The 22643-nt window shown below is 33.4% G+C and carries 10 protein-coding genes, 2 pseudogenes and 1 other annotated feature; of the genes and pseudogenes, 11 read left to right on the forward strand and 1 reads right to left on the reverse strand.

Annotation, left to right across the window (positions count from 1 at the left end; all coding sequences use genetic code 11):
* Positions 1 to 29: 29 nt before the first annotated feature.
* From F1592_RS12505 to F1592_RS13880, 8 genes and pseudogenes are all read left to right on the forward strand, one after another.
* Positions 30 to 1217: an MDR family MFS transporter gene (locus tag F1592_RS12505; RefSeq protein WP_037536918.1), complete on the forward strand. Its 1188-nt coding sequence runs from the start codon at positions 30 to 32 to the stop codon at positions 1215 to 1217.
* Positions 1218 to 1284: 67 nt separating this feature from the next.
* Positions 1285 to 1470, forward strand: a binding site (T-box leader).
* Between the two features lie 47 nt (positions 1471 to 1517).
* The gene (gene leuS / locus F1592_RS12510; RefSeq protein ID WP_053018787.1) at positions 1518 to 3932 is read left to right on the forward strand and encodes a leucine--tRNA ligase; all 2415 of its coding nucleotides are present in this window, start codon (positions 1518 to 1520) and stop codon (positions 3930 to 3932) included.
* Positions 3933 to 3952: 20 nt separating this feature from the next.
* Positions 3953 to 4264 (forward strand): rhodanese-like domain-containing protein, encoded by a 312-nt coding sequence (locus F1592_RS12515; RefSeq protein ID WP_037552296.1) that lies wholly within the window; start codon positions 3953 to 3955, stop codon positions 4262 to 4264.
* Positions 4265 to 4472: 208 nt separating this feature from the next.
* On the forward strand, positions 4473 to 6410 hold the full coding sequence (locus F1592_RS13870; RefSeq protein ID WP_223197247.1) for a SasC/FmtB family protein: 1938 nt from the start codon (positions 4473 to 4475) through the stop codon (positions 6408 to 6410).
* A 117-nt stretch (positions 6411 to 6527) separates the two neighbouring features.
* Positions 6528 to 10931, forward strand: coding sequence for a DUF1542 domain-containing protein (locus F1592_RS12520; protein WP_223197248.1), 4404 nt, complete (start codon positions 6528 to 6530; stop codon positions 10929 to 10931).
* Between the two features lie 287 nt (positions 10932 to 11218).
* Positions 11219 to 17617, forward strand: a pseudogene (locus F1592_RS12525) (SasC/FmtB family protein); the annotation flags it as partial.
* Positions 17618 to 17653: 36 nt separating this feature from the next.
* Positions 17654 to 17875 (forward strand): annotated as a pseudogene (locus F1592_RS14065) (DUF1542 domain-containing protein); the annotation flags it as partial.
* Between the two features lie 15 nt (positions 17876 to 17890).
* Positions 17891 to 18112 carry an LPXTG cell wall anchor domain-containing protein gene (locus F1592_RS13880; RefSeq protein ID WP_149809580.1) on the forward strand — a complete coding sequence of 74 codons (222 nt, stop codon included), beginning with the start codon at positions 17891 to 17893 and terminating at the stop codon, positions 18110 to 18112.
* Between the two features lie 92 nt (positions 18113 to 18204).
* Here the strand turns inward: F1592_RS13880 and F1592_RS12535 are convergent, their stop codons facing one another.
* Positions 18205 to 19464, reverse strand: coding sequence for a BaiN/RdsA family NAD(P)/FAD-dependent oxidoreductase (locus F1592_RS12535; RefSeq protein ID WP_053016766.1), 1260 nt, complete (start codon positions 19462 to 19464; stop codon positions 18205 to 18207).
* A gap of 273 nt (positions 19465 to 19737) precedes the next feature.
* On the opposite strand from F1592_RS12535, the gene F1592_RS12540 reads away from it, so the two are divergent.
* The 3 genes from F1592_RS12540 to F1592_RS12550 are packed head-to-tail and all read left to right on the forward strand — an operon-like array spanning position 19738 to position 22510.
* Positions 19738 to 21375 (forward strand): putative polysaccharide biosynthesis protein, encoded by a 1638-nt coding sequence (locus F1592_RS12540; RefSeq protein WP_037536908.1) that lies wholly within the window; start codon positions 19738 to 19740, stop codon positions 21373 to 21375.
* Positions 21372 to 22064, forward strand: coding sequence for a pseudouridine synthase (locus F1592_RS12545; RefSeq protein WP_053016764.1), 693 nt, complete (start codon positions 21372 to 21374; stop codon positions 22062 to 22064). Before F1592_RS12540 ends, F1592_RS12545 begins: the two co-directional genes overlap by 4 nt.
* A 20-nt stretch (positions 22065 to 22084) precedes the next feature.
* Positions 22085 to 22510 carry a YtxH domain-containing protein gene (locus F1592_RS12550; protein WP_149809581.1) on the forward strand — a complete coding sequence of 142 codons (426 nt, stop codon included), beginning with the start codon at positions 22085 to 22087 and terminating at the stop codon, positions 22508 to 22510.
* The last annotated feature ends 133 nt before the right edge of the window (positions 22511 to 22643 follow it).

A 22643-nucleotide genomic window follows, 5' to 3' on the forward strand; every position in this document is an offset into this window, starting at 1 on the left:
AACAAAAATATAAAGAGGGGACTAAAAATATGAATATACCTAGATCAGTATGGTGGCTAGTTATCGGCATGGCGCTAAATATAACTGGCTCTAGCTTTTTATGGCCTTTAAACACAATTTATATGAAAGAAGAGCTTGGTAAGAGCCTGACAATTGCTGCGATTGTTCTAATGGTTAATTCATTCGGAATGGTAGTCGGAAATTTACTAGGAGGTTCATTGTTTGATAAATTAGGTGGTTATCGAACAATTATGATCGGTACCGTTACATGTTTAATCAGTACTACGCTTTTAAACTTCTTCCATGGATGGCCATGGTATGCTGTTTGGTTAGTATTGTTAGGCTTTGGTGGCGGAATGATAGTTCCCGCGATATATGCAATGGCTGGTGCAGTTTGGCCTAACGGGGGGAGAACGACTTTCAATGCAATATACTTAGCTCAAAATATTGGTGTAGCAACCGGTGCTGCTATGGGTGGCTTCGTTGCGGAATTAAGCTTTAATTATATTTTCTTAGCAAACTTGATTATGTACGTCTTGTTTGGAATTGTAGCGATAACTCAATTTAACCTTGAATATCATGCTAAAATAAGAACACCTGATAGTCTAGATATCCATAGTAAAGAAAATAAAAAACGTTTCATTGCACTCTTACTACTGTGTGTAATGTTTGCTATTTGTTGGATTGCTTACATTCAATGGGAAACTACAATTGCATCATTCACTCAAGAATTAAATATTTCTATGTCGCAATACAGTATATTATGGACAGTGAATGGTATTATGATTTTAGTTGCTCAACCGTTAATAAGACCAGCAATTATTTTATTAAAAGGTAATTTAAAATATCAAATGTTAGTTGGTATTTTAATTTTTATGCTTTCATTCTTTGTAACTAGTTTCGCCGAACAATTTACTGTATTTTTAATTGGAATGATTATATTAACTTTTGGTGAAATGTTTGTTTGGCCAGCAGTACCAACTATAGCTAATTATTTAGCACCAGAAGGAAAACAAGGTCAATATCAAGGTGTCGTGAACTCAGCTTCAACTGTTGGTAAAGCATTTGGTCCATTAATAGGTGGGGTATTAGTTGATACCTTTAATATGAGTGCGATGTTCATTGGCATCATGTTCTTATTAATTGTAGGAATTATTTTCCTTTCAATCTTTGATAAAGGACTGCCTAAAGGAAATCAATCGCGACAATCAAGATAGAATTTTATTTATACATGAGTTTAAACAAAATAGTAACTACCACTTGCAATTAGTGCTTGAATCTCATAATATTAAAATGTATTGGAGTAGTAACTTAAGTACTTTTCATCAGAGAGCTAGTGGTGGTGAGAACTAGTGTTAAGAATTAAGTGAACTTACCGTTATTCGATTAAATTATAAACATCTCTTACTATTATAAAGTGCACAATTTTTGTGAATTAGGGTGGTACCGCGGCTAAAAGTCGTCCCTTTAATAAATAATAGTTTGAGGTGTTTTTTTATTTATAGGAGGAAAAAGATTTGGGATATAATCACAAGGAAATTGAGAAAAAATGGCAAAATTATTGGGCAGACAACAAAACGTTTAAAACGAGTGATAATCTAGGACAAAAGAAATTTTATGCATTAGATATGTTCCCTTATCCATCTGGAGCTGGTTTACACGTAGGGCATCCAGAAGGTTACACAGCTACTGATATTGTGTCTAGATATAAACGTATGCAAGGTTATAATGTACTTCATCCAATGGGATGGGATGCTTTTGGATTACCTGCTGAACAATATGCATTAGATACTGGTAATGATCCTAGGGAATTTACAAAGCAAAATATTCAAACTTTTAAACGTCAAATACAAGAATTAGGTTTCAGTTATGATTGGGATAGAGAGGTAAATACTACTGACCCTGAATATTACAAATGGACACAATGGATTTTTATCCAACTGTATAATAAAGGTTTAGCCTATGTAGATGAAGTTGCTGTCAACTGGTGTCCAGCTTTAGGAACTGTTCTATCTAATGAAGAAGTTGTTGATGGAGTTTCTGAACGTGGAGGACATCCAGTATATAGACGACCTATGAAGCAATGGGTATTAAAAATTACTGAATATGCTGACCGATTATTAGAAGATTTAGATGAACTTGACTGGCCAGAATCTATTAAAGACATGCAACGTAATTGGATTGGACGTTCAGAAGGTGCGCGTGTTTCTTTTAAAATTGAAAATGAAGATGCTAGTATCGATGTGTTTACAACGAGACCAGATACAATTTACGGTACAACTTTCTTAGTATTAAGTCCGGAACATGATCTCGTAAATGCTATTACTTCTGAAGATAAATTAGAAGAAGTAAAAAAATATCAAGAAGACGCATCTAAAAAATCTGACCTTGAACGAACAGATTTAGCCAAAGATAAATCAGGTGTCTTCACAGGTGCTTATGCTATAAATCCATTATCAGGTGAGCAATTACCAATTTGGATTGCGGATTATGTACTTTCTAGCTATGGTACAGGCGCAGTCATGGCTGTGCCCGCGCATGATGAACGTGATCACGAGTTTGCAACTAAATTTGATTTACCTATTATCGAAGTCATTGAAGGCGGCGATGTGCATAAAGAGGCATATACTGGTGAAGGTCAACATGTTAACTCAGGAGAACTTAATGGTTTAGATAATGAAGCGGCTATTGCTAAAGCAATTGAATTACTAGAAACGAATGGTGCTGGAGAGAAAAAAGTAAATTATAAATTAAGAGATTGGCTATTCAGCAGACAACGTTATTGGGGTGAACCAATACCAGTTATTCATTGGGAAGATGGTACTATGACTACAGTTCCAGAAGATGAGTTACCACTTTTACTACCAGAAACTGATGAAATTAAACCTTCTGGTACAGGTGAATCTCCATTAGCTAATATCGATGAGTTTGTGAATGTTGTTGATGAAAAGACAGGCATGAAGGGTCGTCGTGAAACTAATACTATGCCACAATGGGCAGGAAGTTGCTGGTATTACTTAAGATATATTGATCCTCATAATAGTAATATGTTAGCTGACCCAGAAAAATTAAAACACTGGTTACCAGTAGATTTATACATTGGTGGGGTAGAACATGCTGTACTTCACTTACTTTATGCTAGATTCTGGCACAAAGTTCTTTACGATTTAGGTGTAGTACCTACTAAAGAGCCATTCCAAAAATTATTTAATCAAGGTATGATACTTGGTGAAGGAAACGAGAAAATGAGTAAGTCTAAAGGCAACGTAGTTAATCCAGATGATATTGTAGATTCACACGGTGCTGATACATTACGATTATATGAAATGTTTATGGGACCATTAGATGCAGCTATTGCTTGGAGTGAAAATGGTCTTGATGGTTCAAGACGTTTCTTAGACCGTGTTTGGAGACTATTCATTAATGAAGACGGTTCATTATCAAATAAAATAGTTGAAAATAATGATAATGGATTAGATAAAGTGTATAACCAAACTGTTAAAAAAGTTACAGAAGACTTCAACACATTAAACTTTAATACTGCAATAAGTCAATTAATGGTATTTATTAATGATTGCTATAAAGCAGAAACGATTTATCAACCATATGCTGAAGGCTTTGTAAAAATGTTGGCCCCTATTGCGCCACATATTGGTGAGGAATTATGGAACCGTTTAGGTAATGAAGACACTATTACTTATCAACCATGGCCAACTTATGATGAATCATTACTTGTAGATTCAGAGGTTGAAATTGTAGTACAAGTGAACGGTAAAGTAAGAGCAAAATTAAATATTCCTAAAGATACTTCTAAAGATGAAATGGAAACATTAGCATTACAAGATGAAAATGTTAAACTATCGATTGAGGGTAAAGACATTAAAAAAGTAATCGCAGTCCCTCAAAAACTTGTTAACATCGTTGCAAAATAATAATATAAGGAGTTTTAATAATGGAATCTATTACAGTAGATCAACTAAAAGAAAAAGTATTAGAATCTAATCCAGTGAATATTGTGGACGTTCGTACTGATGAAGAAACTGCAATGGGAGTTATTCCTGGAGCTAAAACAATTCCAATGGATCAAATTCCTGACAACTTAAATCATTTTAATAAAAGTGAAACCTATTATATTATTTGCGCCGCAGGAATGCGTAGTGCAAAAGTTGTAAAATATTTAGAAGATCAAGGTGTACATGCTATTAATGTTGAAGGTGGCATGAATGAGTGGGGTACTGAAGGTACAGTTATTGATAGCATCTAATTAACATTAAGAGGCTGACTAATATGTCAGTCTCTTTTTTTGCGATCATATTTTATAATATTTTTAAAAGAATAATTAAATATACACTAGCGTACAATAATTAATAGTGATAGAATAATTTCGTAAGTGGTCAAATAGTGTACAGACTATATTTTGACTAATTCATTAAATCAAAGACATCAAGATCAGACTACAAGGAGGATATTTAATGAATCTATTTAAAAAACAAAAATTCAGTATACGTAAATTTACAGTTGGGACGTTCTCAACAGTGATTGCTACTCTAGCATTTATCACTCACACAGGACATGCAGCTGAATTAGATGAGCATAGTCAATCAGCTCAACAAAAAATTACTGAATCAAAAAATACGGAGGATTTAAATCAACATCAATCAGATGCTATTAAAGATTCATCTAAAAGTGAATCTAAGATAAATGCTAACCCTACTATGAATAAAGAGGCTGTTAGTGAGACTATTGAAGTTCCAAATAAAACTCAAACTACAAATAGCACAGAAAATAAAAATAGCACTGAAATATCTGACAAAGATATAGATAAGTCAAAAGTTAAAGGTAATAATGTTGACACAAATCAACCAATTTTAGATAACAATGAATCTAATAAGAATAGTAAAGCGGCATCAACTCACAAACGAGTGAAACGTGAAGCTAATGATGCAACTTCAAATACTCAAACACAACAAGACCCAATGGCTATCAATGAAACAAACTCTGGTCAAATCATTAACGGTAACTTTACTGATACATCTAACGGAGCTGAAATTCCTACAGCAGCTACAGAATCTGCTATGGATGAAGCAAGTAAGATTCCTGGATGGAAAGTAGTAAATAGCCAACAAACACAAATACCACTAGTATGGGGACCAAAAGTATTACCATCATACACTTATATCACATTCGATAAGACTAATAACAAAATTGGTGCTGTATTATCTAAGTATAGCGATAATTTATCTTACGGAAGACCAGATAATAGTGTAGGACCGATATATCAAGATATCGATGTTACACCTGGTTCTGAATTACAATTCCATTATATAGGTTCATCTATAGGTAATATTTCAGGGTTTAATAGTGCACGCATGTTTATATATGATGCTAATAATCCATCAACATTATTGTATAAAGGTACGCCTAAAACAAGTAGCCAACCTTTCGGTATTTTTAAAGGTGTTTTTAATGTACCTGAAAACATTTCAAGAATCAGATTACAATTTGAGTCTTTAGTGAATGTCAGTCATGACACTTATAATGGACATCGTTTACTTAAAGGTCCTAATAACTTTGGTGGTGGTGTAGTTGCGGATGTTTCTGTTAATACTGGTGCATATTTAAAAGTGAGTGCAGCTCAAACTGAATACCAAGCTAACTCTACATCTGATAGTTCACCTGATGTAAATGCTAAATTAAATGTTTCTATTGAGAACAAAGGTCACTCTAGTTCTAACAAAACACAATATAAAGTTGTATTACCTGAAGGGGTGACTTTTGTCTCAGCTGAGAATGCAACTGGTACATTTAATGAAGATACTAGAGAGCTTACACTTAATATTAATCCAATAGCTGCTGGTACTACACGTGATATTTCTTATACTGTATCATTACCTACTACAGTTCCAATTAAAAAGGATTTTAATGCGAATCTAATTTATCAAACTGAAGGAATTAACATGAACCGTCAAAATGGTTCAAGAGACCTTGCTGTGCAAACTCCTGGTGACAACAACTACTTAAGATATGGTGGTAATAATGAATTTATTATTACTGAGAGTGATCAAAGACAAGGTAATACAATAGCTCCAACGCAATCTGTAACTGTCAATATGTATAAAGATGCCATTAATAGTAAAATAAGTGAGATTGAAACTGAGCTTGCACAAGTCAATCAAAATGATTATTCTACAGAAGCATGGAACAACCTACAAACAGCACTCACAAATGCAAAGGTTGTAAAAAATGAAACAGATGCTACACCATTAACTGATAGAAAGAACCAAGCAGAAATCAATAAATTATTACTTAACTTAGAGAAAGCAAAAGCTAAATTTGATATAGATAAAGCAGCTAAAGCTAGAGAAAGTGTTATCAATAGTAATACTGAAGCTACAACTGAAGAAAAATAAGCTGCTTTAACTAAATTACAAAATAAATTTAACGAGAATAAAGCTGAAATTGATAAATTAACTATTAGTAATGATATCGCTCCACTAAAAGAAAGCAGTATCTCTCAAATTAATTCAATTAATGTAACGGCTACTAAAAAAGCTGAAGCAAAACAAGCAATTGAAGCGGCTTTAACCCAACGTAAAGTATTCATTGACGGTCATTACGATGCGACACAAGAAGAAAAAGAGGTAGCAATGAATAAAGCTACTGAAGAAGCAAACAAAGCAAAAGCTTTAATTGATCAAGCTACATCAAATAATGATGTAGATCAAGCGCAAACTAATGGTATATATATTATTAATACTATTGATGCGGTTGTTATAAAAAAAGCAAATGGTAAAAAGGCTATAGAACAAGCAGCTGAAGCGAAAAAAGCTTTAATTAATCAAATGAGTGATGCAACTCAAGAAGAAAAAGATGCAGCTATTCAAAGAGTAACTGATGAAGTTAGAAAGGCAGACAGACTCATAGATATGTCAACAACTAATAATGGTGTTGATGAATTTCAAGCGCGTGGTATTAGTGCAATTAACAATATTCAACCAGAAATAGTTAAAAAATCAGATGCGAAACAATCGATTGATACTGCAGTCTTAAATCAAAAGGCATTAGTCAATAATAACAATGAGGCAACACAAGAAGAAAAAGATGTAGCTTTAGCCAAAATTGATGAAGCGGCTAAACAAGCAAAGGCTGCAATTGATGCTGCTACTACAAATAACGCAGTAGATGAAGCAACAACCAACAACACTACAATAATTTCTGGAATTCTTCCTGAGACGGTTAAGAAAGCAGCAGCAAGAAAAGCAATTGACGATGCTGCAACTGCTAAAAAAGAAGCTATAAATAATACGCCAGATGCGACACAAGAAGAAAAAGATGCAGCTATTGCGAAGGTTGATGCCGCTGTCTCAGCAGCTAAACAAGCAATTACACAAGCTACAACAAATGATAGTGTTGATCAAGAACAAACTAATGGTAATAATACAATTGCTAGTATCCAACCAGAAATTACTAAAAAGGCAGCAGCAAGAAAAGCAATTGATGATGAAGTTGTTGCTAAAAAAGCAGCAATTGATAATGTTGCTGATGCTACAGATGAAGAAAAACAAGCTGCAAAAGACAAGGTTGATGCTGAAGCTACAAAAGCGAAAGCAGCGATTGATCGAGCTAATACAAATAGTGATGTAGAACAAGCTAAGTCTTCTGGTGTGTCAACTATTGAAGCTATCCAACCAGAAACAATTAAGAAATCATCTGCTAAACAAGCAATAGATGATAGTGCTAATGCTAAGAAAGCAGCAATCGACAACAATAGTGACGCAACACAAGAAGAGAAAGACGCGGCAAAAGCAAAAGTAGATGCCGAAGTTACTAAGGCCAAAGCAGCGATTGATCAAGCAACAACAAATGATGGTGTAGATCAAGCGAAAGACTTAGGTAATAACGCTATTTCAATTATTCAACCTGATGTTGTTAAAAAAGCAGCAGCAAGAAAAGCAATTGATGATGCAGCAACAGCTAAGAAACAAGAAATTGATCAACATCCATCAGCTACACAAGATGAAAAAGACGCGGCAAAAGCTAAGGTAGATGCTGAAGTACAAAAAGCTAAAGCAGCAATTAATCAAGCAAATTCAAATAATGATGTAGATCAAGTACAAAATTCTGAAACTGCTACAATAGCAGGTATTCAAGTAGATGCAGTTAAAAAAGCAAATGCTAAACAAGCAATTGATGATGCAGCAACAGCTAAGAAACAAGAAATTGATCAACATCCAACAGCTACAAAAGAGGAAAAAGACGCAGCAAAAGCAAAGGTAGATGAAGAAGTTGATAAAGCCAAAAAAGCAATTGATGCATCTACAACGAATGACACGGTTGATCAAGCGAAAGACTCTGGTATAACTACGATTAATAATATCCAACCAGAATCAATAGAAAAAATTAAAGCCAAAAAAGCGATTGATGACACTGTTACAGCTAAAAAGAATGTAATCGATCAAGATAATACGACTACACAAGAAGAAAAAGAAGCAGCAAAAACAAAAGTGGATGAAGAAGCCACTAAAGCAAAACAACTTATTGAACAAGCTAGTACTAATGATGCAGTACATGAAACTAGAGATAATGAGATAACTGCCATCAACAAAATTCAACCTGAAGCAATTAAAAAAGCAGCAGCAAGAAAAGCAATTGATGATGCAGCAACAGCTAAAAAAGCTACAATTGACCAAGTTTCTAATGCTACACAAGAAGAAAAAGACGCAGCAAAAGCAAAGGTTGATGAAGAGGTAACAAAAGCTAAATCAGCAATCGATAATGCCGTTACAAATAATGATGTAGATCAAGTCAAAACGAATAAAACTACAATTATTTCATCAATTGAACCAGAGGCTATTAAAAAAGCTACGGCAAAACAAGCTATCGATGTGGCAGTAGCTGCTAAAAAACAAGAAATTGATAATAATGAAAATGCTACACAAGAAGAAAAAGAAGCAGCAAAAGCAAAAGTGGATGAAGAAGCCACTAAAGCAAAAGCAGCGATTGACCATGCATCTACAAATAGTGATGTAGAACAAGCTAAAACAACTGGGGAAACAACAATTTCTTCAATCCAACCAGAAGTCGTTAAAAAGGCAGAAGCTAAACAAGCCATCGATGATGCAGTGACAGCTAAAAAGGCAGAAATAGATCAAAATCAAGAAGCAACTAAAGAAGAAAAAGATGCAGCAAAAGCAAAAGTGGATGAAGAAGCCACTAAAGCAAAAGCAGCGATTAGCCAAGCATCTACAAATAATGATGTAGATCAAGCTAAAACATCAAGTGTAACAACTATTTCTTCAATTCAACCAGATATAGTTAAAAAGGCAGAAGCTAAAAAAGCAATTGAAGATGAACTAATAGCTAAAAAGGCAGAAATAGATCAAAATCAAGAAGCAACAAAAGAAGAAAAAGATGCGGCGAAAGCAAAAGTTGATGAAGAGGCAACAAAAGCAAAACAAGCAATTGATAATGCGACAACAAATGAATCAGTAGATCAAGCTAAAACTCAAGGTGTTACAACTATTACATCTATTCAACCTGAAACAAATAAAAAAGCAGAGGCCAAACGTGATATCGATGAAGTAGCCAAAGCTAAGAAACAGGAAATTGATAGTAATATTAATGCGACTAAAGAAGAAAAAGATGTAGCCAAATCTAAAGTCGACGAAGAGGTTACTAAAGCTAAAAATGTGATTGACCAAGCAACTACTAATGACCAAGTTGACCAAGGAAATAAAAATGGTCATACAGCCATAACTGCTATTCAACCTGAAACAGTTAAAAAACCTGAAGCTAAACAATCAATTGATGAAGTAGCAAAAGCTAAAAAAGATTTAATAGATCAAACACCTAATGCAACAAAAGAAGAAAAAGATGCAGCAAAAGCTAAGGTTGATGAAGAAGTTACTAAAGCTAAGAAAGCAATAGACCAAGCATCTACAAATAGTGATGTTGATCAAGTCAAAGATAAAGGAACAAATGGTATTAATAGTGTTGTAGTTGAAGTATTGAAAAAAGACGAAGCTAAAAAAGCAATTGATGACTTAGTGAAAGCTAAGAAATCAGCGATTGATAGCAATCATAATGCGACTAAGGAAGAAAAAGAGGCAGCAAAAGCAAAAGTCGATGACGAAGCTAAAAAAGCAAAAGACATCATAGATCAAGGAACTACTAATAGCGAAGTAGATCAAACTAAAAATAGTAGTAGTAATATCATTAAAAATATTCAACCAGAAACTATTAAGAAATCTGTTGCGAAACAAACGCTTTTAGATCAAGCGAAAGCTAAGAAAGCAGAAATAGACAATAACAACAATGCAACTAAAGAAGAAAAAGACGCAGCAAAAGCAGAGGTTGATAAAATAATTGATAAGGCTAATAAAGCAATAGACAACGCAAACACTAATGACGATGTTGATAAAGTTCATGTTACTTTCACTACTAAATTAAAAGAAGTTAAAGTGAAAATCGTTAAAAAACCAGAAGCTCAAAAGATTATCTTAGAAGTAGCTAATAAACAAAAAGATAAAATTGATCAATTAGTTGGTTTAACAGATGAACAAAGAAATAAAGCAAAATATTTAATCGATGAAATTGTAAGAAAAGCTTTAGATAAATTAAATAAAGACATCACCAATAAAGATGTTGATTCAATTTTAAATAAAGCCGTTGAAGATATTAAAAAAGTTAATCCAACTGTTTCAAAAGGTGAGCAAGTTTTACCGAGAGATAGTAACGATGGTATAGATAGAAATAATAACAATAAATTAGGCAATAATTCTAATACTAATCCAAGTAGCAACAATAAGTCTAATAAATTACCAAGCACTGGTGAAGAAAGTCAACGTCAATCACCTTTAGCAGGTTTTGCATTAATCAGTGGTTTATTCTTATTCTTAAAAAATAGAAAAAGAAACAAAGAAAATAATTAATTAATGAATTTATTTGGTAATCAGATCTCACATAAAAGTGAGGTCTGATTTTTTAGTAATCATTTGCAGACAACATGTAATTATTTAAAATATAATTTTGAAAAGCTTTATACAAATTTAAAATCTTATCTAATGGAAAATTTATTCTGGTTATTTCAGATAAAAAATGATATTATAAAAAAGTATGATAACAATTGCATAAAATCATATAATACAATTTAATATCAACACACATTACTATTCATTATTACTATTACAACAAGACAAGAACATCAAGGAGGACAATAATGAATCTTTTTAAAAAACAGAAATTTAGTATTCGTAAATTTAGTGTAGGAATATTTTCCACTGTCATAGCTACACTGACTTTCTTATCACATCCTGGTCATGCAGCAACTCAAGAGGAAGAAAGTAATTCTTCGCAAACTACCTCGCAAAATGTTAATTCTCAAAATAATGATAATTCAATATATAATAATGATAATTACATAGAAAATGAAAAAAATAGTAATGAGTCTATTAAAGAATTAACAACCGCACCTAAAAATTATAATAGCGAAATTAATTCTAAAATAGATAATGTTAATGGAAATTTTAAAAAAGATGATGAAGAAGCAGTAAGCACTTCTATAGTGAAGGATAAAGTAGCTGGTTCTAATAAATCAGATTTATCTTCTCAAAATAATACGAAAGAAGAAAGTAATTATAATACGTTAAATCAAACTCAATCAATTCATAAAAGATCAAAGCGATCTACTGTTAATGATAACCAAGACCAAATGAGTATAAACGAAACTAATTCTGGTCAAGTCATTAATGGTACTTTTACAGATACGTCTAATGGTGCAGCTATTCCTACTAATCAAACAGTGTCTGAATTGAACCAAGCAAATAAGATTACAGGATGGCATGTCAAAGATAATGATCAAACTGAAATTCCACTTATGTGGGGGCCAAAAGCATTGCCACCATATAATCCTTATGTTTTTGATAAAACGAACAATAAAATTGCAGCAGTACTTTCAAAATACCCAAATAATTTAGGTGGGGTAGCAGGAGATAAAACTGTTGGACCAATTTACCAAGATGTAGATGTAACACCAGGGTCAGAAGTTCAATTATATTTCATTGGTACTTCAATGGGTAACACACATGGTATAAATGGCGTTAAAGTTTCAATATATGATTCAAATAATCCCACAGATTTACTTTATTCAGGTAGACCAAACACAGCGGGCAAATCATTTGGTGTGTTCACAGGTGTTTTTAATGTACCTAATAATGTATCAAGATTAAGATTTATGTTCGAAACATTTGAAAAGAGAAGTTATGAAAGTGCCAATGGCGGTAGAATTTTAAAAGGGAAAAATAATTTTGGAGGAAGTGGATTAGCTGATGTAAAAGTCAATAGCGGTGCGTATTTAAAAGCTACTACTACACAAACAGAATATTCTGTTACATCCCCATCAACTTCTAGTTCAACAATAAGTGCTACATTGGAGGTTTCGCTAGAGAATAAAGGTCATTCACGCTCGAATAAAACGCAATACAAAGTCGTCTTGCCTGAAGGAGTACAATTTATTTCAGCTCAAAATGCTAGAGCAAATTATAATTCAAAGAACAGATTATTAACATTAAATGTTGATAGAATTGAGCCAGGAACAATAAAAAATATTACTTATACTGTTTCTTTACCAACTTCAGAACCTATCAAAAAAGATTTTGATGCCACTCTAGTTTATGTTACAGATGGCATAAATATGAATAGAAGAAATGGAAGTCGTGATTTTGGTTCGAATGCTGATGATAATTATTTCAGATATGGTGGTAATAACGAATATATCAAAACAGAATCTGATCAAAAAAGAGGTAATGTTACTGTCGCAACACAATCGGTTACGGTAGAAATGTATAAAACTGAATTGAGAGAAAAATATAATCAAATTAGTGCTCAAATAGAACATTTAAACCCTAGCGATTATTCTCAAGAAGCTTGGTCATCTATGCAAAATGTGCTTAATGCTTCAAGACAAATTTTAAATGAAAATGGTAATACACCTATTAACGAAAGAAAAAATCAAGCAACTATCAACGATTTGACTTTAAGATTAGATAAAGAGAGAGCAAAATTAGATATTGATCAAGCTGCAGAATCACGTAGATTGACAATAAATAATAATAACGATGCTACTAAAGAAGAAAAAGATACAGCTTTAACGCTTTTAAAAGCTACACTTGATGAAAAAATTAGAGATATTGAAAGTTTAACTAATATAAATGAAATTCCTGATAGAAAAAATCAAGCTATAGCTAGTATCGATCCCATGGATGTTATTCCAACAATTAAGCAACAAGCGATTCAGGCTCTAAATGATAAAGCAGATGAAAAACTGATTGAAATTGAAAATAATGCGAATGCAACTTATGAAGAAAGAGAAGAAGCTAAAACAAGAGTTAATGAAGCTTTAATCAATGCTAAAAATGAAGTGAAAAATGCTTCAACAAATCAATTAGTTGAAACAGCTCAAACTTCAAATATTAATCAAATAAGCCAAATTACACCAGATACGACTGTTAGGGATAGAATGAAGCAAGCATTAGATAGAGCTATTGCTGCTAAAAAGTTAGATATTGACAATAAACAAAATGCAACTAGAGAAGAAAAAAATGAAGCAAAAGCTAAAATAGATGAAATTGCAAATCAAGCACGATTAAATATTGAACGAGGCGTTCACAACGATGATGTTAAGATTGCTAAAGAAAATGCAATAAACAAAGTACACGATGTTCAGGTTAATGCAATTAGAAAGAATCAAGCGAAACAAACTATAACAGATCAAGCTAACGCTAAAAAAGACGAAATCAATCAAACGCCAAATGCGACAGATGAAGAGAAAGCGGTAGCAAAAGCGAAGGTGGATTTAGCAGAAATAGTTGCCCAAAATGCGATAGATCAAGCGACTGATAATGTTAGTGTAGATACAGCGAAATCAAACGGATTAAATACAATTAACAATATCCAACCAAAGGTTGTTAAAAAGGATGAAGCAAAAGCAGTAATTGATAATGCAGCAAGAACCAAAAAAGCAGAAATAGATCAAACGCCAAATGCGACAGATGAGGAGAAAGAGGCAGCAAAAGCAAAAGTCGATGAGGCAATAACAGCAGCTAAGAGCGCGATAGACCAAGCAAGAAATAATACTGCCGTAGATACTGCGATATCTAGTGGAACAGAGGTAATCTTCAACGTACAACCAGCGGTTGTTAAGAAAAGTGAAGCGAAAACAGTAATTGATAATGCAGCGCAAGCTAAGAAAGCGGAAATCGATCAAATGGCAAATGCGACAGATGAAGAAAAAGCTGTGGCAAAAGCGAAAATCGATGAAGCAGTAAATAGTGCAAGAGCCAAAATAGATCAAGCGAGAAATAACAATGGCGTTGATACAGCAAAAACAAACGGCTTAGATTCAATTAACAATATCCAACCAAAGGTTGTTAAGAAGGATGAAGCAAAAGCAGTAATTGATAATGCAGCAAGAACCAAAAAAGCAGAAATAGATCAAACGCCAAATGCGACAGATGAGGAGAAAGCGGCAGCAAAAGCTAAGGTCGATGATGCAGTAACAGAAGCGAAGAAAGCAATAGACCAAGCAACAAACAATGCTGGTGTAGAGACTGCGAAAACAAACGGTGTAGAAGCAATCAATCAAGTGCAACCAACGGTTGTTAAGAAAGACGAAGCGAAAGCAGCGATAGACAAGTCCACTGAAGCTAAGAAAGCGGAAATTGATCAAACACTTAACGCGACGGATGAAGAAAAAGCAGAAGCGAAAGCGAAAGTAGATGAAGCAGCAAATAATGCGAAAGCGTCAATAGACCAAGCAACAAATGACAATGGTGTAGATAACGCAAAAACAAATGGCGTAGAAGTAATTAATCAAGTGCAACCAACGGTTGTTAAGAAAGATGAAGCGAAGGCGACAATTGACAAAGTTGCAGAAACTAAAAAAGCAGAGATTGATCAAACACCAAACGCGACAGATGAAGAAAAAGAAGCAGCAAAATCAAAAGTTGATGAAGCAGTAACAAAAGCGAAAAAAGCGATAGACCAAGCAACAAATAATGCCGGTGTAGATAACGCGAAAGCAAATGAAGTAGAAGCAATCAATCACGTCCAACCGACGGTTGTTAAGAAAGACGAAGCAAAAGCAGCAATCGACAAAGCCGCTGAAGCTAAGAGAGTTGAAATCGATCAAACACCAAATGCGACAGAAGAAGAAAAAGCAGTGGCAAAATCTAAGGTCGATGAAGCAGCAAATAATGCGAAAGCGTCAATAGGTCAAGCAACAAATAATGCCGGCGTAGATACAGTAAAATCAAATGGTTTAGATGCAATCAATCAAGTGCAACCAACGGTTGTTAAGAAAGACGAAGCAAAAACAGAGATTGATAATGCAGCTAGAACTAAAAAAGCAAAAATCGATCAAACGCCAAATGCGACAGAAGAAGAAAAAGTAGCGGCAAAAGCTAAGGTCGATGATGCAGTAACAGAAGCGAAGAAAGCAATAGACCAAGCAACAAACAATGCTGGTGTAGGGACTGCGAAAACAAACGGTGTAGAAGCAATCAATCAAGTGCAACCAATGGTTGTTAAGAAAGATGAAGCGAAGGCGACAATTGACAAAGTTGCAGAAACTAAAAAAGCAGAGATTGATCAAACACCAAACGCGACAGATGAAGAAAAAGAAGCAGCAAAAGCTAAGGTCGATGATGCAGTAACAGAAGCGAAGAAAGCAATAGACCAAGCAACAAATAACACCGGTGTAGATAACGCAAAATCAAATGGTACAGATGCGATAAATCACGTCCAACCAACGGTAGTTAAAAAAGATGAAGCAAAAACAGAGATTGATAATGCAGCTAGAACTAAAAAAGCAAAAATCGATCAAACGCCAAATGCGACAGAAGAAGAAAAAGTAGCAGCGAAAGCGAAAGTTGATGAAGCAGTAACAGAAGCGAAGAAAGCAATAGACCAAGCAACAAATAACAGTGGCGTAGAAACTGCAAAATCAAATGGTACAGATACGATAAATCACGTCCAACCAACAGTTGTTAAGAAAGACGAAGCGAAAGCGGCGATTGACAAAGTAGCCGAAGCGAAGAAAGCAGAAATAGATCAAACGTTCAATGCTACGGATGAAGAGAAAGCAGAGGCAAAATCAAAAGTCGATGAAGCATTAACAGCAGCCAAGAACGCAATAGATCAAGCTACAAATAACGCTAGCGTAGATACAGCAAAAACAAATGGAGTAGAAGCAATCAATAACGTCCAACCGACGGTTGTTAAGAAAGACGAAGCAAAAGCAATAATCGACAAAGCCGCTGAAGCTAAGAAAGCAGAAATTGATCAAACGCTTAATGCAACGGATGAAGAGAAAGCAGAGGCAAAATCAAAAGTCGATGAAACAGCAAACAATGCGAAAGCGTCAATAGACCAATCAACAGACAATGCTGGTGTAGAGACTGCTAAAACAAACGGCATAGAAGCAATCAACAATATCCAACCAACGGTTGTTAAGAAGGACGAAGCAAAAAAAGCGATTGACAAAGCGGCCGAATCTAAGAAAGCAGAAATTAATCAAACACTTAATGCGACGGATGAAGAAAAAGCAGAGGCAAAAGTGAAAGTCGATGAAGCAGCAAATAATGCGAAAGCGTCAATAGACCAAGCAACAAATGACAATGGTGTAGATAACGCGAAAACAAACGGTGTAGAAGCAATCAATCAAGTGCAACCAACGGTTCTTAAGAAAGATGAGTCAAAAGCGACGATTGACAAAGCAGCCGAAGCGAAGAAAGCGGAAATTGATCAAACGCCTAACGCGACGGATGAGGAGAAAGCAGAGGCAAAAGCGAAAGTCGATGGTGCAGTAACAGAAGCGAAGAAAGCAATAGACCAAGCAACAAACAATACTGGTGTAGAGACTGCCAAAACAAACGGCATAGAAGCAATCAATCACGTCCAACCGACGGTTGTTAAGAAGGACGATGCAAAAGTAGCAATCGACAAAGCCGCTGAAGCTAAGAGAGTTGAAATTGATCAAACACTTAACGCGACGGATGAAGAAAAAGCAGAAGCAAAAGCGAAAGTCGATGAAGCAGCAAATAACGCGAAAGCGTCAATAGACCAATCAACAGACAATGCTGGTGTAGAAACTGCGAAAACAAACGGTGTAGAAGCAATTAATCAAGTGCAACCAACGGTTGTTAAGAAAGACGAAGCAAAAAAAGCGATTGATAATGCAGCGCAAGCTAAAAAAACTGAAATCGATCAAACACCTAATGCGACAGAAGAAGAAAAATCAGTAGCCAAAGCCAAAATTGATGAAGCAGTTAAAATTGCGAAAGAAAATATTGATAAATCTTTAAACAATAACGAAGTCGACGAGTCTTTAAATAAAGGTGAATTGCAAATTAAAAATGTTCATACTATAGTTATTGCGAAAGAAAAAGCGCTCAAACATCTTATAGATATTGCAACAAAACAAAAAGCAAAAATTGATTCAAATCAATTTGCAACTGATGAAGAAAAATCGCGTGCGAAACATAAGATTGATCAAATTATAAATAAAGCTTACGCAGCAATCAAAAAAGCAAAAAGTAATAGTGAAGTTAATAATATTGATGATAAATATAGTAAGTTAATTTCATAAACAAATACTATAGCTAAAGCTAAACTAAATGCTAAAAAAATAATTTTAAATAAGGCAAGTGAAGCAAAAAGAAATATAGAAAATTCTCAAAATATTTCTAATGAAGAAAAGAATAAGTTAAAAGCACTTATAGATGATATTGTTAAAAGTTCATTACAACAAGTTGCTAAAGTTAAACATGATATTCTATTAAAGCAAATTGTTGAAGAAACAAAGGTTAAACTTAATAATATTAAATTTAATATTGTGCAAAGTACTGAAAAAGAGAATGAAATACAAAAAGAAGAATCTAAAAATAAAAAAGAAAAAGTAAATTCTAAATTAGAAGTAACTAAGTTTAATGGAAGCACACAACTGCCTAATACAGGTGTGAATATGACATATAACGTCGTACCATTAACTCAACTATCCTTAATAAGTGGATTATTCTTGCTATTAATATCAAAACGAAGAAAAAATGCTAAATAAGATTGAATTGCACTATTTTTGACAATCAAATTAAAGTTTAATAAAACTTCCTTCAAACATTTTGAATACCAATATGTTTGAAGGAAGTTCTTTTATTCTATTTGAAATATGGCTGCTTCATTTCCCGCTACATGGCCGGTAACTAACGCACTTGTGATATTATATCCTCCAGTATAACCGTGAATATCTAAGACTTCACCACATAAAAATAGTCCTGGTTGAATTTTAGACATCATCGTTTTTGGCCAAATTTCTTTTAAACTTACACCACCACCAGTTACAAACGCTTTATCAATTGGTAGTGTCCCATTAACTTCAAAAGTAAACGCTTTAAAGCATTCAACTAATTGTTTAAGTTGCTGATTTGATAAATGATGAAAAGTAGTATTTTCATCAATTTGAGCTTGTTTTAGCATAAATAGAAGATACCTTTCTTCTATTAACCCTCTCAAACTATTTTTTATATATTTGTCAGGTTCCTCACTTAAGATGGATGTTATCTTCTCTTCTAATAGGTGATTTTTAAATTCTGGAAACACATCTAATTGCATTTTAATCTCTTTTTTCTTTTGGCTTTTTTGTTCTTTATAAACAAATTGACTACATCTTAGCGCTCCAGGACCACTTATACCAAAGTGAGTGAATATCATATCCATTTTATGACTTATTCTTTTTTTACCATTTTTCTTAAGTACAGATAATTCTACGTCTTTTAGGCTTAAACCTTTAAGTTCTTTAGATTTAATAAAGGCCTCTGCTGAAGTTATAGGGACTTCAGTAGGGAAGAGTTCAGTGATACTATGTCCTAATTTTTGAGCAAACTTATACCCATCACCCGTTGAACCTGTTTGAGGCACACTAGTTCCACCAGTTGCAATTATGACACTTTTACTTGAAAAAATACCTTTATCAGTTATAACGTTAAAAGTCCCGTTATCTTCTACATTAATATCATTGACGATAGTTTCCTCTTTTATGTCAACTTTATTTTGTTTAATGGTATTTACAAGTGTATCAACTACATCTTGAGATTTATTTGAGACAGGGAACATACGTCCATGGTCTTCTTCTTTTAATTTGACGCCTCTAGATTCAAAGAAGTCGATTATCGATTCATTATCAAACACTGAAAAGGGGCTATATAAAAATTTTCCATTACCAGGGATATTTTTTATTATTTCTGCGTAAGGTAAACGATTTGTAACATTACATCTACCACCACCTGAAATTTTAAGTTTTCTACCTAGACCTTTTTTCTTCTCTAATAAAAGTACATTTTGACTTAGTTCTGATGCAGCAACGGCTGCCATAAGCCCACTAGGTCCACCACCTATAATAATCGCTTGATACATAGAGTAACCTCCATTTGTTAATCATAGTTCTCTTATTATAAATTAAAATACGTTTGAATTCTCAATAAATTTAGTTATAATTTAAGATTGGTTCATCATTAATCAATTATATATCTTGATTTATTATGCGTTTAAACTTAAATTTAGTAAAACTATTAAAGTAATTAGTAAACAATTAGTATTTTGTGATATATTTTATAGTAATGCAAGCCCTTAAAAATTACAGGTTTTAAATTAAATAATTTGATTATTAAAAAGGCAGGAAGATTAAATATGAGTGAAAATAAGGAAATGGTAAGAGGTACCTTTCTCATTACATTAAGTATTCTTATTACTAAAATTTTAGGTGTACTTTTTGTAATTCCTTTTTATGCCATTATGGGTGCAAATGCGGAAGAAAAGTTAGCACCATTCAACTATGCTTATGTTCCATATAATATTGCAATTGCTGTAGCAACCGCAGGCATACCGTTAGCTGCTTCAAAATTTGTAGCTAAATATAATGCCTTAGGTGCGTATAAAGTCGGACAAAAATTGTATAAATCGAGTTTTATAGTGATGTCCATTTCTGGAATAATTGGATTTTTAATATTATTCTTCTTAGCACCAGACATCGCTGCTTTAACGTTAGGACGTAAAGAAGGTAAAGGCGGTTGGACAATCGATGATATCACATGGATTATCCGAGTTATTAGTATGGTAGTTATGTTTATACCATTACTTGCTACTTGGCGTGGAGTATTTCAAGGTTATGAATCTATGGGTCCTACAGCAGTTTCAGAAGTAACAGAACAAATTGCTAGAATAGTTTTTATTCTTATAGGTAGTTTTTTAGTATTAAATGTTTTTCATGGTTCTTATCTACAAGCAAATGGTATAGCAACATTTGCAGCTGCTATAGGTGCAATTGCTGGTTTGTTAACGCTTTGGTATTACTGGCGTAAACGTAAACCACATATTCAAAAAATGGTAGCTTCTGATCATACCGGTTTGGACGTGCCATACACAAAAATGTATAAAGAAATTATTTCATATAGTATTCCATTTGTTATTGTAAGTTTGAACTTTCCTCTATTTAATTTAGTGGATCAATTCACACATAATAACGCGCTAGATGCAGCAGGGTTTCATGCGAATAAGGACTATTTCTTTACAATTTTAAACTTTACAACAAATAAAATTGTTATGATTCCAACATCTTTAGCTGCTGGATTTGCTGTTAGTTTAATACCATTTATTACCAAAACTTTTGCAGAGGGTCGCTTAAATGAAATGCATCGCCAAATTAAAACTTCAATTGGTGTATTGATGTATATAACAGTTCCGGCAAGTCTAGGTATAATGGCATTGTCTTCACCGTTGTATACTGTATTTTATCAATATAATCCAGATGGTAATAAAATATTATTTTATTATGCGCCTGTTGCAATATTAATTTCTTTATTGAGTGTTACTGCCTCAATGTTACAAGGAATAAACAAACAAAAATTAACAGTATTTGTAATTTTAGGCTCAGTATTTGTTAAATTAATCTTAAATATCCCTTTAATTATGATATTTCATACATCTGGAGCTGTTTTAAGTACTGCAATCGCATTAACGGTTGCCAATGTTGCAAACTTAATGATTTTAAAAGTTTATGCCAAGTTCCACTTTACAGATACATTGGTTCAAGTTGCTAAAATTTTTATTTATAGTTTAATCATGATGATAAGTGTTGAAGTAGTCTACTTCTTACTAAGCTTATTTATTTCTGTAGATCGAAAATCTGGTGCATTTATAATACTAATTATAGGTGTTATAGTTGGTGGGCTGATTTATGGAACAATTACAATCAAGAACAGATTAGCTGATGAGTTTTTAGGGGATTTACCTGGTAAGATTCGTCGAAAAGTTGGATTCCTAAGATGAGATTAGATAAATTTTTAGCAAATATGGGTGTTGGAACGCGTACTGAAGTTAAACAACTTTTAAAAAAAGGAAAGGTCACAGTTAACACCTCAGTCGAGAAGTCACCTAAATCTCATATTAACCCCACAGAAGATATAGTTTGTGTAAATGAAAAGCAAGTTGAGTATGTTAACAATGTTTATATTATGCTTAATAAGCCAAAAGGTTATATTTCAGCTACACACGATGAATCAAATCGTACTGTAATTGATTTAATTCCGGAATACCAACATCTAAATATCTTTCCTGTTGGAAGGCTAGATAAGGATACTGAAGGTTTACTACTTATTACTAATGATGGTCAATTTAGTCATGATTTAATGAGTCCCTCTAAACATGTTTCTAAGACATATGAAGTGACATCGCAAAATCCCGTTACTAAAGCTGACATTGACGCATTTAAGAAAGGCATCATCCTTTCTGACGGTCCAGTCAAACCAGCACAATTAACTAGAATAAATGAAACTACATCACAGGTCACAATTTATGAAGGTAAATATCATCAAGTTAAAAGGATGTTTCACGCCATTGAAAATGAGGTATTAGAATTAAAACGTCTTAAAATCGCTAATTTGGCGTTAGATGAAAATCTCAAATCTGGAGAGTATAAGTTACTTTCAGATAAAGAATTAAAACTTTTACAGCATTAACAAAGGAGAAGGTGTTTAATATGGCTAAAACTACAGGTTTATTTAGAATAATTGCTGGTGTTGGCGCTGCAGCTGCAGCAGTAGTATTATCTCGAAAAGAAAGCAGAGATAAATTAAAAGAACAATATAATAAATATAAAGAAGATCCAGAGGGTTACAAAGAAAATACAAGAGGCTTAGCAAGTCAATTAAGTTCTAAAGCTAATGAAACAATTCAAGAAGTTAGAAATAATCCTCAAGACTATGCTAATCGTTTAAAAAATGATCCAAAATCATTTTTAGAAGAAGAAAAATCAAAATTTACTAATTTAGATGCTAATAAAGAAGATTCATTAGAAGAAGGTAAATTTGATGATGAAGGTGGCGCAACTGTTAATAACAATTTAAGAGTTGTCACTGAAGAAGACTTAAAGAAAAATAATAATGCATTAGAAGATAAAGACTAATCTTGATTTTAGCTAAGATGTTTTTGAACCTGAACATTGATAAATGTATCAGGTTCTTTTTTATTTAATAAGAAGATACGTTTGAAAATAAGTAACTATAATTATTACTAAACATGCCAACGTACAATCTTGT

Origin of the sequence: Staphylococcus sp. GDX7P312P, assembly GCF_008385775.1 — a bacterium.
Classification (GTDB): Bacteria; Bacillota; Bacilli; order Staphylococcales; family Staphylococcaceae; genus Staphylococcus; species Staphylococcus haemolyticus.